Raw genomic sequence first — 15,273 nt, forward strand, 5'->3', positions numbered from 1 at the left:
CTCCCCTGTGCGGGGGCCGATGCTGGGGGCCATCACCGTTTGCGGCTGGTGTCACGGTTCTTACCAATGCCCCCCCATGCGGGGAGTCCGCACGGCCCGAGGGTGACGTTCCGGCGCCGGGCGGTACTCCTGCCCCCTAGATGTGCAACTGCCGCAGCTCGATTACACCGGGGTCTGGGCCTTCTGCTTGAGGCGTTCGTAGGGTGTCTGGCCGCCGAGGGCGCCATGGGGGCGGTGGTAGTTGTAGTAGTCCTCCCACTCGCGGAGTTTGTCGTTGAAGACGCCGGTGTCATCGATGACTACGCCGTCGAGCATGCGGTAGAACTCCTCGGCGTCGATGCGATGGGAGCGTTCGACCTTGCCGTTGAGGTGCGGTGACGCCGGTTTGATGTAGGTGTGGGCGATGCCCTTGTCGAGGACGTTCCAGTGGAAGGCGGACTGGGACTCTGCTCCGTTGTCGGTCTGGATCACCTCGACGCGGAACGGCAGGCGCACCAGGACGTAGTCGAGGAACTGCACGGCGGTCTTCTGGTCGCATCGCGGGTAGATCCGCAGGACCCGAAGCCGGGTGCAGTCGTCGATAGCGGTGAACTGGTAGTACTTCGCTCGCCGCCACTTGGGCAGGGTTGCGGTGACCGGTGCCGCGGCTGACGCCTGCTCCGGGAGACCGATCGGCTCGATGAATTTTACGTCGATCTGGACTCGGTTGCCGGGCTGCTGCTTCTCGTAGCGGGTGTAACGCTTGTCGTTCCTTTTGTAGCGCTGAGAGGCCGGCAGGCGGCTCATCCCGAGCTTCTTGAGAATGCGGTAGACGGCGGAGCAGGCGATGTCGATGTCGTGGTATCGCTTGAGGTACATCTTGATCTTCATCGGGCCGAAGTGATAGTGCTGCCGCAAGTAGACGATCTTGTTGACGACGTCGGCCTCGGTGGCGTGGGGGCAGTGGTGGGGCTTGCTGGAGCGGTCCCTCAGGCCTTCGAGGCCCTCATCCTGGTAGCGGCGCAGCCATTTGTAGAAGCACGTGCGGCTGATGCCGTAGTAGCGGCAGGTCAGCGCGACGTTCCCGGTGACTTCCTCGGCGTGGCGCAGGACCGCCAGGCGATGCTGGGCCTGACGGTCCTGCTGCTGTTGCAGCGAAGGGGGCATGGCAGATCTCCGTCATTGTCGGAGACCCATGTGTAACCAACGTCCGGCAGTTTTATACCTAGGACGTGCCGCAGGCCCGGCTACCAGCGGTACCAGCGGCCGTTACTGCCCTTCGGACGCGCGACGAAGCCGATCAGCCACAGCACCAGGACCGCGATCGCGATCCACCAGAGGATCTTCACCGCGAAGCCGGCGCCGAGCAGGATCAGGATGAGCAGGAGAACGAGAAGCAGGGGAACCATAGTTATCAACCTCCGCAGCGGCGGGTGCCCGCCACCGTGACGGTCATGCGCTCGACTTTTACCCGGTTCTTATCCGCAGGGCCGGGTAGGAGCAGAGGCCCGCCGCCACATGGCGCAGTCGGTTCGCCCGGTCGGCGGCGAGGGGGTTTGCGGTCGCCGATCGGGAGCAGGCGTCAGGTCACGACCAATCCGGTACTACACGAGGAGGTCCCGATGTCGGGCACGGAGAAGACCAAGGCCACCGCCGAGCAGGCCAAGGGCAACGCCCGACAGGCCAAGGAAGACGTCAAGGACACCTTCCGCCACTGACCCGGGCGCCCGGACATGCAGGCCCCTGCTCGGGCCCCGACCCTCCCCCCGGGTCGGGGCCCGACCGCATGCCGGGCGCCACATGCCCGGGCGCGACCGCCGCTCCCTTCGGGCTCGAGCCACCAGTCCCGCGGCTGCTTCGGCTGCCGTGCCAGCGCAGGCCGGTCAGGTGCTGCTCTCCTCATCAGGTTCGCTCCCGCGCGTGCCCGCGGACGGCCGTGGACGCGAGTGCTGGGGGCCGGCCGGTGGGGGAAGTCGCATCGTTGGGGGCGTCACCGACCATTTGCGGAGCACGGGCGCGGTGAGCGGGCACGGATCCTGCGCCCCCCCGCGGGGGCCGGACGGACCCGAGACCGCCCGCCTCCCCCTGCCGGCTTGCGACTGTGCGGGCCGCCACCCGGTCAAGGGTGACGGCCCGCACACGCCCGCCAGTCAGCGATTCCCACCCCGTACAAGCCGGGCCTGGCGGCCGCCCGCCGTCCAGGCGGCCCTTCAGCAACCGGCCCCGCACGTCAGTGGTGGCGCCGGCCCCAGGACTCGGTGTCGACCGTGCGGCCGTGGTCATCGCGCAGCGTGGCGGTGTCGGCGCGGTTGTCCCAGATGTAGTCGCGGCTGTTCTGGAACAGGTCGGTGCGGGTGTCGCGGCCGGATCCGGTGTGGATGCGGATGGTGGCGCGGCCGGCCAGGCGGACGTTGTCGAAGCGGTACCGGTTGCCGTCACTGTCGCGCAGCGTCCAGCCGCGCAGGTTGACGGCGTCGCGGGTCGTGTTGGTGATCTCCACCCACTCGCTGTTCAGCGACCGGTTCGTACGGTCGTCACGTCCGGGGCTGTCGGCCTGGACCCGGCTGATCTCCACCCGCGGACGCTGCTGATGGTGTCCATCCTGCGCGGCGGCCGGCAGCGCGGCCGCGCCGACCACGGCCCCGGCAGCCAGAACGGTGACGGCGATACGACGGACTGAGGAAGAAACAGAAGCCATGGGTGACGCTCCCTCAAGAACAGCGCTCCACCAGCCGAAACAGGCCGGTGAAGGCACTTGCGGTGTCGGCCCGGATGAGCCGAGGGCCCCACTCTCGACCCGCCACACGACCGGCTGTAGCCCCTACCGGCGCCGGTTACCGAAACCAGAAATTTCCGTCACACTCACCTGCGCACTACACACATAGCGGTCAGTCATGGCCCTGACATTCACTGACCGTTACACCCACCCGCACCACCAGCCACAAAACGGAATCATGCTCTCCGGCGCACTCGCGGCCCGCCTCACCCAACCGGACTAGTTGATCAAGTAACAACCGTTCCGCGGAATTCTTCGCACCCACGTTCAGATACGCACGAAGATCCGAATGCGAGAAGACCCTGACCGGCCGGAGAGGGAAGGCGAGACGGGGCCCGGCCCCAGCAAGGCGGCGAGGTAGCCGAGGCGTTCAACACGTGGGGGCAGCGGCAGCCGTGGCCGGCCCCGCGGCAAAGGGCACTACAGGGCCCGTCGGGCCGGCCATCACCACCGAAGCGTTCCGAAGACACCTCGGTGACACCGGGCCGCCCCGGAGCCGCGCGCCGGCCGGACAGGTGCAGGCCGTTCGCAACCTCCAGACCCTCGGCCAGCCGCCCCCACATCATGCGGGCATACGCAGTCACCAGCGCCCGTGTGAGCTCTTGAAGAACGCGCCCGGAACGCCGCCCCGGTGACGACGACCGGAATGGTCCTGCGTGCAGCGCTGCACCGCACCATCAACCGCGCACCCGGTACCTGACAGGTCTTCACTGAGCGGGCCGGTCGTAGTGCTTCGGGACCCCGGCCCACACCCGGCCGGTGAAGCCGGACTTCGTTTTCCCCCTTCAGGTCGACGTGCACCACCCGCGTCCCGTCCGCCAGCTCCACAAGAAGTGGATCAGACCCCGCCACCCACCCCCCGACGCTCGCTCCGTGCGACCGAAACGGTTGCCGTCAACGGGCCAGGCCACGTCCCTGGGCCCGTTCGGCGTGAAGGGAACAGAGGCCTGAGCGGGTACGACGTGCTTCCGGCCTCACCGGACTGGTTCGTCCATCACCGCCTACCCACCGCTGCGGCCCCAGCCAACCCGTGGGTAGGCGGCCGCAGCGGAGCCCGGCCGGGATTTCAGGGCTGATGGCGGTCAGGCGGTGCCAGCGACGGTGCCGAGGTCGGTCCAGCCGCCGGCGGCGTCGCCGCCGTTCCAGACACGGACGCTCGTGGAGCCGTCGGCCGCGGTCAGGATGTAGTCGCTGTGTCCGTCGCCGTCGAAGTCGGCGAACGCCACCAGCCGGTGGTCCGTCGTCGTACCCGCCGTGACGGGAGCCCCGGGGACGGACCACCCGCCGTGCCCGTCGCCGCCGCGGTTGAGGTAGGTCTCCACCGAGCCGTCGGCGCGGACCGCCGAATAGTCGGCGTAGGCGTCCCCATCGAAGTCCGTCCACCGCACGCGGGTCGGGTCCGGGGTCACGCCGGTGGCGATGGTGCCACGCTCCTGCCAGCCGCCCCGGCCGTCGCCGCCCTTGTTGAGGTAGACGGTGACGGGGCCTTCGGGCCGGACCCAGGCGTAGTCGGTGCGGCCGTCGCCGTCGAAGTCCACGAAGCGGACCTGGCCGGTGTCGCGGGTCAGGCCGACCGCCACCTTGTCGGCGAGGCCCCAGCCGCCGTGTCCGTCGCCGCCGCGGTTGAGGTAGACGGTCACCGAGCCTGTCTCCGAGATCAGGATGTAGTCGGCGCGGCCGTCGCCGTCCCAGTCGGCGAAGCGCACCCGCCGTCGATCCGTGGTCAGCCCTGTCGCGATCTGACCGAGGTCCTCCCAGCCGCCTCGGCCGTCACCCCCGCGGTTCAGCAGTACGTGCACCGAACCGTTCGCCTCCACGAGGACGCGGTCGGCGCGACCGTCCCCATCCCAATCGGCCCAGCGCAGCCGGTCGGCGCCACCGGACTCGGTACCGGCCCGCCCCTTGTGGGTACGGACCGCGGTGCCCTCCGCGACGGCCCGGTCGATGCCGTCGAAGAACGCGTCGCCCATCTTCCGGTAGCCGGCATCGGTCGGGTGCAGGCCGTCGACCATCTCCCCGCGTACGAGGGCGGGCGCGTCGACGTAGCGGACCTTGGCGCCGGCCTGTGCCTTGGCCGAAACCCAGTTCTTCACGGTGGTGTTGAAGGCCGACACTCCGGGCGGCCCGGAGATGGGAATCAGGCCCATGACGACGACGGTGACACCGGGGCGCGCGGCGAGGATCTCGTCGGTGACCGCCGCGAGCCGGGCGGGGGCCTCGGCCTTGTCGGTCCCGCGGTCCAGGTCATTGACGCCGTGGTGCAGGAGGACGACGTCCGGCTCGGCAGCGCGTACCCAGTCGGTCACCTTTCCCCGGAAGTCGTTGATCATGGTGGCGCCGTGGGCCTCGTTGTCGGAGTCCGGGGCCGCACCGGACTGCCGCGAGCCGACGAAGTCCACGCGGAAACGGGAGTTTGTCTGGGACTTCTGCCACAGCTGGAGGCGGTAGCCGGCGTTCGTCGAGCTCTGGTACCCGTCGGTGATCGAGTCGCCCAGCGGCATGACCCGCAGGACCGGCGGCGCGGGGTTGTCGGCGGCGGCCGCGGGGGCAGCAGCCGGGAGGGCGGCCCCCGCTGCCAGAGCGGCAGCCATCGCGAGGGTGGTGAGGGTGCGTGACATGTGTTGCTCTGCTTTCTCGTGCATCTCGCGTGCTTCTTGTGCTTCGCGTGCTGCTCTCCCGCGTTCCTAGCAGGCGGTCAGGGACTGGCGGGGATGGCCCCGAGGTCGGTCCAACCCGTCGGGGAGGGGTCGCCGCCGTCGAACGCGTAGAGGGCGGTGCGGCCGTCGGCCTGTTGGAACAGGTAGTCGGCGTGCTTGTCGGCCGTGACATCGGCCAGCTGTACGCGGGTGTGGTCCGTGGTCACGCCGGAGGCGGTCCGGCCGACCAGCTGCCAGCCGCCGTGCCCGTCTCCGCCGCGGTTGACGTAGGTCGTCAGACTGCCGTCGGGGTTGACGGTCCAGTAGTCGGCCCGCCCGTCGCCGTCGTAGTCGCCCAGACGGACGCGGGTGCGGTCGGTGGTGGTGCCCGTGGCGGTCTGGCCGAGGTCGACCCAGCCGACGGCTCCGGCCCGGTCTCCGCCGCGGTTGAGGTGTACGCGGACGGCTCCGCTCTCCGCGATGGTCCAGTAGTCGGCGCGTCCGTCCCCGTCCTGGTCGGCGAAGCGGACCTGCTGGTGGGCGGTGGTGGTGCCGCGTGCGACCTTGCCGATGAGCTCCCATCCGCCGGAGCCGCTGACGTCCCCGCCGCGGTTGAGGTAGGCGGTGACGCTGCCGTCCGGCGCGATGTACAGGTAGTCGGCCCGTCCGTCGCCGTCGAAGTCGGCGAAGTGGACACGAGTGCGGTCGGTGGTGACTCCGGTCGCCAGGCGGCCGGTCTCCTGCCAGGCACCGGCCCCGGCTCCGCCGCGGTTGAGACGGGCCCGGACTTCCCCCGAATCCGCGATGGTGATCTGGTCGGTGCGCCCGTCGCCGTCGAAGTCCGCCCACCGCACGGGTCCGGTGCCGCCCGATTCGGTACCGGCCCGGGGGGCGGGGGCGTGCTGGGTCCAGCCGTCGGTGACGGCCTGTTCCAAGCCCTGGCGGTAGGCGGCGGCCATCTTGCGGTAGCCGCCGTCGTTGGGGTGGAGCCCGTCGGGCAGTTCGGTCGGCAGCTCCAGACGCGGCGGCTCGACGTAGCTCACGTGCCGGCCGATGGCGGCGCGGGCGGCGACCGCAGTCCGCAGGGCGGCGTTGAAGGTGTTCGTACGCTCGTACTGGCCGCGGGTGTCGGGGAGCAGCCCTTGGACGATGACGGTGGTACCGGGCCCGTTCGCTTGGATGTGGTCGATGAGCGAGGCCAGTTCGACCGAGGCGGCGAGGGGGTCGGCGTTGTGGGAATTGAGGTCGTTGATGCCCAGGTGGAGCAGGACGACGTCGGGGGCGGCGGCTGCCTGCCAGCGGTCGATGCCGTCACGGATGTTCTTGATGGTGTAGCCGCTGTGGCCCTCGTTGTCCGGGTCGCCGGTGCTGCCGAAGGAACCGGATCCGACGAAGTCGGGGGTGTAGCGCCCCTGCGCGGAGACCAGGTCCCACAGGGGTGCGCGGTAGCCGGCGCCGTTGCCGCTGCCCGCCCCGGCGGTGATGGAGTCGCCGAGCGGCATGATCCGCAACAGCGGAGGAGCGGGCAGCGGCGCAGCGGTGGCGGATGCGGTGCTCACGCCGAGTGCGGTGGTGGCGCCGAGGACGACGACGGCGGCGGCCAGGTAGGTGCTGCGCTTCATTGGTTAGGTGGTCTTCCGGGTGGTGGGACCGCCGGCCTGCGTACGAGGGCGGGCCCGGCAGAGGGGAGCAGGGTGCTGCTACGGGCGACCGCCCCCGGTCCCGCCCGGGGGCAGGACAGGAGGCGGTCGCTCACGACGGGGTGCAGGGAGGGGCGGGCCGGGTTCAGGCCGGGCGGGAGCGGGTTCGCCCCTGGAGGAACTCGGATTTCGCCCCGGGTGCCCGGTCAGGTTCCGCTGGCGACCTTGCCGAGGTCGATCCAGCCATTGCCCTTGTCGCCGCCGTTCCAGGCGAAGACGGTGGCGCTGTTTCCGGCGCCCGCGAGTACGTAGTCGGCGTGGGTGTCGGCATTGAAGTCGACGAACTGGACCTTGGTGTGATCGGTGGTCAGGCCGGTGGCGATCTGGCCGACGACGCTCCAGCCGGTGTTCGGGACGACGTCGCCGCCCCGGTTGAGGTAGAGGTCCACCTTGCCGTCGGGCTTGATGAGGAAGTAGTCGGCCTTGCCGTCACCGTCGCTGTCGGCGAAGCGGACCCGGGCGCGCTCGCTGGTCGACCCGGTGGTGATCTTGCCGGGGGAGAACCAGCCCTGGCTGCCGACGGCATCGCCGCCGCGGTTCAGGTAGGCCACGACGCCGCCGCCGTTGTCGAAAACGAGGTAGTCGGTGCGGCCGTCGCCGTCCCAGTCCGCGAAGCGGACCTTGGTCGGGTCGCTGGTAACGCCGACGGCGACCTTGCCGAGGTCCTTCCAGCCGCCGCGACCGTCGCCGCCCTCGTTGCGGAAGACGCTGACCGACCCGTCGGTGTTGATGAGGATGTAGTCGGCCTTGCCGTCGCCGTCGAAGTCAGCGAAGCGCACGCGGTTGCGGTCGGTGGTCAGGCCCGTCGCGATCTGGCCCAGGGGCTCCCATCCGTTGGGACCGGACTGGTTCCCGCCATGGTTGAGCCATACGCTGACCGCGCCGTTGTCGGCGACGTTGATGTAGTCCGGCTTGCCGTCGCCGTCCCAGTCGGCCCAACGGATCCGCTCGCTGCCGCCGGCTTCGTTCACCGCGCCGCGGCGCGGTGCGGTGACCTGGCCGATCCACGGGCCGAGGTCGTCCACGCGTGCGGCGATGGCGCCCGTGCGGGTCTCCGTCGACGGGGTGCCGAAGCACCCGCCCTGCCAGGACCGGCTGGCCAGGGCGGAGACCGCACCGGAGGCGTCCAGGAGCGGGCCGCCCGTGTCGCCCTTGCAGATCGCGTCGGTGCCCTTGCCCGTGATCGCGAGGGTCGTGGCGGTCAAGGAGTCCACGGTGAAGGCGCCGAGGTGCAGCTTGTCGGTCACCCACTCCGTCTTGGTACGCCCGAAGCCGGCGGCGGTCACCGAAGCGGCCGGGGCCGGGGCGGCCTTGGCGACGGTGGCGGGCTTGATCGCGTCGACGGGCGCGGAGAGGCGGGCCAGGACCACGTCGCGGTCGGCGCGCGGTGCGATCTCGGTGATGCCGAAGGTCTTGCCGTCGCTGAGGGTCGCGGTGGTGGCGAGCGCCGGCTTTCCGGCGGGGACGGTGGTTCCGGGGGCGGCGGCGAAGCAGCTGGCGGCGGTCAGGACCCACAGGCGGTCCACCAGGGTGCCGGTGCAGGCACGGCCGTTGGCCTCGTCGCCGAGCTGGAGCTGTACGGCGTAGGCGTGCTGACCGGCGGCGGGCTCGGGCCCGGTCACCGCGAAAGCGGGGAACGCCGGGGTCATGGCCGCCGATGCCACGGCGGTTGCGGCGAGGAGGCCGGTGATGCGCGCCGTACGGGGACGGGGTGTGAACATGCTTCTTCCTTCGAAACGGGGAGCCGGCACGGGCAGGTGCGCGGGCCGGCACGGATCGGCGCGGGGCCGGAAAGAGGGTGGCGTCCTGCCGCCTCGCGGACGCGGGGACGGCAGGGGTGGGGCGGCGGTGCTCGTGCCGGGATCCGGCCCGTCCACGGCGTCAGTGCGAGGAACTGAGCCAGCTGGTGATGGTCGTGACGGCTTCGCTGCCCGCGTCGTAGATTCCGTCGAAGCGTTCTCTGAGCTTCGTGGAGAGGACGCTCTCCGGAATGGAATCCATGGTCTTCTTGATGACCCTGCCCTTGCCGAAGGTGACGGCGCTGAGCGCCGTGATGGCGAGGGACTTCTTGAACTCGCCGCTGGTCCATCCGTAGCCCATCCCGGAGCTGACGGTGCTGGCCACGTCGAGGGCGAGAGTGAAGCCGCTGGCGTACACGCCCGCACCCACGAGGAAGGGGGCGGCGGGGGCGGTGAACCCCGAGAGTCCGGCCCCTACTCCGGCAAGGGTGAAGCCGACACTGATGCTTCCTGAGACGAGGGCCGCGGTGTGGAAGGTATGGGCCCACCACTTCGGGTCCTTCCAATAGGGCTCGGACTCCTTGACGGAGTCGTGCTCGGGCGCGTCCGCCGGGTTGGTTCCGGCCTCCTTCGCCTTCCGGATCTCCTCGGCAGCCCGCGCGGCGGCCTCCGCGATCTCGACCCGCCGCTTCTCCATCGCGATCTGTCGTGCCGAGCTCGCGGCGGCGGCAGCCGTACGCGCGTCCTGGCCGGCCTGGATCGCCGAGCCGCGGGCCGAGGTAGCGGACGCCTGCGCGGAGAAGGCGGAGGAGACCGCGCTGCGTGCGGACTCGATGGCCCGGTTGGCGGAGTACGTGGCCGAGCGCGCAGCGACGCGGGCGTTGGCAGCGGCCTCCTTCGCCTTGTCGGCCGATGCCCGCGCGTTCCGGGCCGACTCCTCGGCCTGGTCCGCGTAACCGTCCGCCTGTTGTGCGGCGGTGGCGGCCCGCGCGGCCGACTCCTTGGCCTTGTCCGCCCACTGCACGGCCTCGGCGGCGGCGTTACGGGCCGTGGCCGCCGCCTCCTGGGCGCGGGCGGCGTCCTCCTGGGCCTTGTTCGCGATCTTCGCGGCGCCGGCGATGGCACCCTGCATGGCCGCGATGTGGGTGGCGGAGTCGTGGTCGAGCTGCGCGGTCTTGTACTGCGCGGCGAGCACGAAGTTGCGCCGGGTCCAGGACGGCCCTTCCATGGCCGCCTGCGCGAAGGCCTGCGTGTAAGGGCCCGCGGTCCGCAGGAGGGTGGCGGTCGCGACCGCGTCGTCGTCCCGCAGCGCCTTTTCGCACCCGCCGGAGATGAACTCGTACACGGCCTTGGCCGACCCGTCGCTCAGCGCGGCGCCGGCGGCGGTGGCGACCCCGCGTCCGGGGTTCTCGTTCATGATCCGGGCGACCATGACGCGGTTGTCGGTCACCGCGGCCTCGATCGCACCCGTGGTGAGGAACTTCGCCGCCGCGTCCGGGTCCTGGCTCGCCAAGGCCGCGGTCGCGGCGGCGGCCACGGCCGGGGAGGAGGTCCTGGCGATGAAGAGGACGGTCTCCCGGTCGTCCTGCCGCTGGGCTATGAGCCGGTCGGTGTCGATCCAGGCGTGTACGTCGGCGTCGGCGCCGGCCACAGCGAAGCGCGCGGCCTCCTGCGACCAGGAGCCCCGGGACCCCATCAGGACGACTGCCGCCTTACGGCCGAAGGCGGCCGCCTTCGTGGTGTCGCCGGCCTTCAGGGCCGCCTCCGCCTGGGCGATGAGGTCCTTCGTGGCCTGGGAGGTCTGCTCGGCCTGGGTCCGCTTGCGGTCGGTCTCGGCCCGGTCCAGGGCCTCCTCCTGCACGAGCTGGCGCATTTCCTCGATCGCGCGCTGCTTCTCCTGGTCGAGGCGCTGCCACTCCGCGTCGCGGGCGCTGCGCTCCACCGTGACGGCCTGGGCCACGGCGTCGGTCGCCAGGTTGGCCGCCTTGGTGGCTTCGTTGGCGAACTCGGTCGACTTGTTGGCGTGGTCCACGGCCTGGCCCGCGTACTGCGCCGCCCACTCCGCGGCGGCCGCCGCCTTGTCTGCGTGGGCCGCCGCGCTGTTCGCTGCGTCCCGGGCGGTCTGCGCGGCTGCCGCGGACGCGTTCGCCAGACTCTGCGCGGTACCCGCGGCATTGGTGGCGATCGAGGCGTTCGTGCCGGCGATCTGCGCCTGCCGCTTGGCTTCGGCCGCCTGTCCCTGAGCCGCTCCCGCGGAGGCGGCCGCCGAAGCGGAGGCGTTCGCTGCCGCGGAGGCGTTGCGGGCGGCGGAGGCCGCCGCGACACCCGCACCGGCGGCGCGCGCCGAGGACTCGGCCGCGTATCCGGCGGCCTGCGCAGCGCTGCGAGCCCTGGCCGCGGCGTTGCGGGCGGCCACCGCGGCGTTTTTGGCGGCATTGGCCATGCCGGCGTCCTTGGACGCGGCGATGGCGGCGTTGTACGCGGCCGCCGCGGCTGAACCGGCACTCGCGGCCGCCTGGCTCGCTGCCGCGGCGGCGTAGGAGGCTCGGCGGGAGGCCTGGACCGCGGCGTGCGACGCGTTGATCGCGACGCGGGCCGAGTTGGCGGCCCCCTGCGCCGCGGCGCCCGCCGAACGGGCCGCCCTTCCCGCCTTGGCGACATCGTTCTGCGCCGCCTGCGCCTCGGCGGCTGCCTTCTCCGCCGCCGCCTTGGCCTTGGCGGACGCCTCGACGGCACGGGCGGAGGCCTCCTCGGCCTGACGCGTCTTCTCCTCGGCCTGCTTGCCCTCGCGTTCGACGACGGCGACGAGCTGCTCGATCTTGGCGCGCTCCTGGTCGCGGGCGCGAGCGATGTGCTGGCCGGTCCCCAGGAACCAGTCGATGTCCTCGGCCGTGCCGGACAGGGCGCGGTCGCCGTACTTCTGCATCTCCGGACCGGCCTGCACCAGCAGCTTGGCGGCCTCGACGCGCATGTCCTCCAGCCAGGCCGGATATTGCGCCTTGTCGAGGAAGTTCTCCAGCGCGGCCTGGCCCCCGTCGTTGAGGGCTGCGTTGCCCGCACGGTTGACGGCCTTGCCGCCCACGCTGAGCACCATGCTCGTGGCAACGCGCAGGTCTTCCACGATGGCCTTGCGGTAGCCGCCGGCGAGGTAGGCGGCGATGGCCGCGTCCCCGCTCTCGAAGGCGGCCGTGGCATCGCGGCGGATGCCCTTGCCGCCGCCGGCGATCGAGGTCATGACGGCGACCCGGTTGTCCTCCGCCGTCTCCACGGCGAGCTGGACGTTCAGGAACTGCTGCACGTCGGCGTCCGAGCCGGTCAACGCGGCGACAGCGGCGGCGCGTACGGCCTTCCCGCCCAGCATCCACGCCTTGACGACCTTGGCCCGATCGGTGTCCGGCAGCAGGAACGGGTCGGGCCCCTCGGCCGGGGGCGTGTCCGCCCATGCCGCGGAGGGATTGAGCACGAGGCTGGAGGTGGTGACCACGGCCGAGGTGGCCGCGATGGCGCCAAGAATGCGCCGCCTACTCCAATAGATGGTGTCCAAAACGGTCCTTCGCTATCGACGCCTGGCGCGCCGCAAGACAATGCAGCCCGGTCCAGAACAGCAAGGTATGAGTCGCGTCTTACAAGTCGGGGCCCGTCGGCGTTCCGGTGCCCGGCAGGCGCGCAGCATCACCCTACGGGACTCGCACATCTTTATCCATACGGAAGTTGATGAGAAATCAACGATGGTTGATGCACGCCTCGTCGACCCCTAAAGACCCCCGGAGTGGGCCCCCAATTACGGACATACCGTCATCAATATTGCTGATGATGGCGATCGGAGGCTGCCTGCATGTGATGCAAGCCACTCCTCATCTGTCTCGCGGCAGGGCGACAGAAGGACCGAAAGGGCCTGATTGGCCGTCACATCTGCTCGACGGGCTTGATTTAAACGCTGGTTGTGCGGTTAGGATCCAGAAGGAAGTGGGGGCTTCCACGAGATGACTGGCACGTAGGGGCGTCCACTTGGATGGGCGGCGGACCTTCCTATCCGCATGACACACATACATTCCGGCAAAGGCCCGGAATCTACTTATGGGGAAGAAATGAAAGAACGCAGGACGCTCGTGCGTACGATGGCCGTGGTGACCTCCGCGGCCGCCCTCGCATGGCTCGCGGTCACCGGCGCGGGCACAGACGGGGACAGCGCCGCGGGAGCCGCGGCCGCAGGCGCCATGCAGCCCGTCGCCGACGAGGGCCCGGGCTTCGCCATCGAGGACTTCGGCTACCCCAATGCCGACAAGATCCTCGCCGAGCGCAACATCGTGCTCAAGCGGGGTGACGGGCACATCGTCCTCGCCGAATGTGGCGATCCCGCGCTGATGGAGGTCTGGTCGCGCGAGAAGGAGAGGGTCTGCTTCAAGGTCACCGGCACCAAGGGCTACCTGGCTCTGGAGATCCCCGCCGTCTACGCGGTCAAGGGCAACAGCTACTCCGCGCAGGTCGACATGACCGTCGGTACGGAGGAACAGTCCTTCGACGTCAAGAAGAACGTCTGGACTCCGGTGGGCGAGAGCGCCGACAGCCAGGGCCGCGACTTCATCCTCATGGAAATCCGGACCAACAAGTAGACCCGGGCTCGCTCAGGCGCCGGCGGAAGTACGGCGGTGCGCATCCGGCTCCGGTACGAGGAGCAGGGCGCGCGACAGCCGCTGCGCGAGGTCGCGGTACTCGGCCTCCGCCTCACGGTAGGCACCCACCGCGCGGTTGCTCCGCTCGGTCCCGGCCTTCACGCCGCGGGCGCGGTCGGCCGCCGCCGTCCGCACCATCGCGGCCAGGCCCAGGACCGCCGCTTCCGATTCCGGCGCCCCCTGCCCCTCGGCCACGCGGCGGGCCCGCTCCCGTACGTCGTCGTCGAAGTACGGGCGTAGTCCGAGCATCCAGTCCTGGATGCTCGTCACCCTGTGGACCAGCCGCTGCTCCGGCCCTGCGTACCAGGGCAGTTCAAGGAGCGCCGGCTGGTCGGCGACGCCCTTCGCGGGGCGCACCGTTCGACGCAACGGGTTGAGCGCCCTGTAGGCCCACCACGGGCGCCAGACCCGTTCGATGAAGGGCGGCCCGAACACCGGGATGAGGCATCCGGTGGTGAGCACGAGGGCGCCGAGCGAGATGACAGGTGCCACACCCTCGTTGAGCTGTCTCGACCCGGACATGGCTCCGGTGAGTTTGACGATGCCCCAGAACAGGTTCATGCCGAACCCGATGACCAGCAACACCAGACCCCTGCGCAGGCAGACCACCTCTGTGGAGGCCGAGTCTTTCCGAGTCTCCTTGCTGATCTCAAGGGACCACTTCCAGGAGAGCACCGTGGTCGCCCCCGCGGCGACACAGTGCGCGAGCAGATAGGAGGCGATCATCTCCCGGATGAAGGGGGTGGAGGAGTAGTACGTGTCGAAGTCGCTCAGGCGCTCGTCCGGCGCCTCACCCAGCACGAAACAGCCGATGATGACCGCGCCGACCAGCCCGTAGGCGACGATCCAGCGGCGAACGCGGCGCCGCGTGGCGGCCTGGTGGCGCGAGTCCGCCCGCCAGTTCTCGATCAGTACCAGGAAGCTGCAGGAGGATGCGCACAGGATGACGTAGACCAGCGGGGCCGAGAAGTTGCTGACGCCCGTGAGCCTGTTGACCACGACGATCGTGGGCGGCGCGGAGAACGTCAATGCGGCACCCCCCAGTGCCAACGCGAGATTGACGGAGCGCACCATGGGCACCCGCCAGCCCCTCAACAATGCGGGAAACTTCACGATCAGCACGACGGCCAGCGCGCACGCCGGTATGTAGAAATTGACGCCTTGGTCCACAGTCAGCCTTCCAGAGAAGCCCAGATGCGGCCGGTCACGCCGTCGGAGGCGATGCGGCCCGGAGCCCCGTTCAGGTAGGGGCGGAACTTCGTCGCGAGCATCCGGCCGAACCGTTCCGCGCGACGTTCCTCCTCGATGCCCCCGTCCGTGCGGGCGGCCACCCGGGCCACGACATCGCTGAGATCCCACCGCTCGCCGAGCATGCGTGCCGCGGCCACGACACCGGCGGCACTGCCGTGGTGGCCGCCGCAACCGCCCTCCTTGCGGTGCCACAGTTCGTGCCCGAGGATGACGATCTGGTGCAGCGGGGAGGTCTGCGCCTCGACCGCGACCACGTCGAAGTCACCCATGTCGATCCACAGTCCGCTGACGGTGTCCGGCGGGAACTCCTCCAGCATGAGGCGCACTTCACGCCCGCTGCTCTGCGTCAGATACGTGCACAGAGCCGCGAGCAGGGCGGCGGGCTCATCGGGTACGACCGGGCCGATGCCGTTGAACAACTCGTCCCGGTGTCTTTTCATGTCGCGGGAAATCCCCACCGTGCTCCCACTCGCTTCCCCCGGCACGCCGATGCCCCCGGCGTCCCTACGTGATGACCAC

The 15,273-nt window shown here is 70.4% G+C and carries 10 protein-coding genes; 1 reads left to right on the forward strand and 9 read right to left on the reverse strand.

Annotated features, from left to right (window positions below):
* Window positions 1-162 precede the first annotated feature (162 nt).
* The 7 genes from K7B10_RS23550 to K7B10_RS23580 all read right to left on the reverse strand — a co-directional run bounded on the left by K7B10_RS23550 (window position 163) and on the right by K7B10_RS23580 (window position 12,374).
* On the reverse strand, window positions 163-1,146 hold the full coding sequence (locus K7B10_RS23550) for an IS481 family transposase (RefSeq protein WP_229338828.1): 984 nt from the start codon (window positions 1,144-1,146) through the stop codon (window positions 163-165).
* An 80-nt stretch (window positions 1,147-1,226) separates the two neighbouring features.
* Window positions 1,227-1,388, reverse strand: a complete 162-nt coding sequence (locus tag K7B10_RS23555; protein WP_229338830.1) for a hydrophobic protein — start codon at window positions 1,386-1,388, stop codon at window positions 1,227-1,229.
* Window positions 1,389-2,209: 821 nt separating this feature from the next.
* A complete protein-coding gene (locus K7B10_RS23560) occupies window positions 2,210-2,677 on the reverse strand; it encodes a lamin tail domain-containing protein (protein ID WP_229338831.1) in 468 nt (155 codons plus the stop codon).
* A 1,160-nt stretch (window positions 2,678-3,837) separates the two neighbouring features.
* Window positions 3,838-5,373 (reverse strand): FG-GAP-like repeat-containing protein, encoded by a 1,536-nt coding sequence (locus K7B10_RS23565; protein WP_229338833.1) that lies wholly within the window; start codon window positions 5,371-5,373, stop codon window positions 3,838-3,840.
* A gap of 77 nt (window positions 5,374-5,450) precedes the next feature.
* The gene (locus K7B10_RS23570) at window positions 5,451-7,013 is read right to left on the reverse strand and encodes an FG-GAP-like repeat-containing protein (RefSeq protein ID WP_229338835.1); all 1,563 of its coding nucleotides are present in this window, start codon (window positions 7,011-7,013) and stop codon (window positions 5,451-5,453) included.
* A 224-nt stretch (window positions 7,014-7,237) separates the two neighbouring features.
* Complete coding sequence (locus K7B10_RS23575; protein ID WP_229338837.1) at window positions 7,238-8,812, reverse strand: FG-GAP-like repeat-containing protein; 1,575 nt, start codon at window positions 8,810-8,812, stop codon at window positions 7,238-7,240.
* Window positions 8,813-8,972: 160 nt separating this feature from the next.
* The gene (locus K7B10_RS23580) at window positions 8,973-12,374 is read right to left on the reverse strand and encodes an ALF repeat-containing protein (protein ID WP_229338839.1); all 3,402 of its coding nucleotides are present in this window, start codon (window positions 12,372-12,374) and stop codon (window positions 8,973-8,975) included.
* A 544-nt stretch (window positions 12,375-12,918) separates the two neighbouring features.
* On the opposite strand from K7B10_RS23580, the gene K7B10_RS23585 reads away from it, so the two are divergent.
* Complete coding sequence (locus K7B10_RS23585; protein ID WP_229338842.1) at window positions 12,919-13,443, forward strand: hypothetical protein; 525 nt, start codon at window positions 12,919-12,921, stop codon at window positions 13,441-13,443.
* A 12-nt stretch (window positions 13,444-13,455) separates the two neighbouring features.
* Here K7B10_RS23585 and K7B10_RS23590 read toward each other — a convergent pair whose 3' ends face one another.
* Complete coding sequence (locus tag K7B10_RS23590) at window positions 13,456-14,673, reverse strand: DUF6545 domain-containing protein (protein ID WP_229338844.1); 1,218 nt, start codon at window positions 14,671-14,673, stop codon at window positions 13,456-13,458.
* Between the two features lie 2 nt (window positions 14,674-14,675).
* The gene (locus tag K7B10_RS23595; protein ID WP_229338846.1) at window positions 14,676-15,194 is read right to left on the reverse strand and encodes a toxin-antitoxin system, toxin component; all 519 of its coding nucleotides are present in this window, start codon (window positions 15,192-15,194) and stop codon (window positions 14,676-14,678) included.
* Between the last annotated feature and the right edge of the window lie 79 nt (window positions 15,195-15,273).

The sequence above is a fragment of the Streptomyces flavotricini genome, assembly GCF_020639365.1.
In the GTDB taxonomy this organism is placed as follows: domain Bacteria; phylum Actinomycetota; class Actinomycetes; order Streptomycetales; family Streptomycetaceae; genus Streptomyces; species Streptomyces flavotricini.

Coding starts and splice junctions, on each gene's coding strand:
- K7B10_RS23550 (WP_229338828.1), bottom strand. CDS start 1,146: ATGCCCCCTTCGCTGCAACAGCAGCAGGACCGTCAGGCCCAGCATCGC.
- K7B10_RS23555 (WP_229338830.1), bottom strand. CDS start 1,388: ATGGTTCCCCTGCTTCTCGTTCTCCTGCTCATCCTGATCCTGCTCGGC.
- K7B10_RS23560 (WP_229338831.1), bottom strand. CDS start 2,677: ATGGCTTCTGTTTCTTCCTCAGTCCGTCGTATCGCCGTCACCGTTCTG.
- K7B10_RS23565 (WP_229338833.1), bottom strand. CDS start 5,373: ATGTCACGCACCCTCACCACCCTCGCGATGGCTGCCGCTCTGGCAGCG.
- K7B10_RS23570 (WP_229338835.1), bottom strand. CDS start 7,013: ATGAAGCGCAGCACCTACCTGGCCGCCGCCGTCGTCGTCCTCGGCGCC.
- K7B10_RS23575 (WP_229338837.1), bottom strand. CDS start 8,812: ATGTTCACACCCCGTCCCCGTACGGCGCGCATCACCGGCCTCCTCGCC.
- K7B10_RS23585 (WP_229338842.1), top strand. CDS start 12,919: ATGAAAGAACGCAGGACGCTCGTGCGTACGATGGCCGTGGTGACCTCC.
- K7B10_RS23595 (WP_229338846.1), bottom strand. CDS start 15,194: ATGAAAAGACACCGGGACGAGTTGTTCAACGGCATCGGCCCGGTCGTA.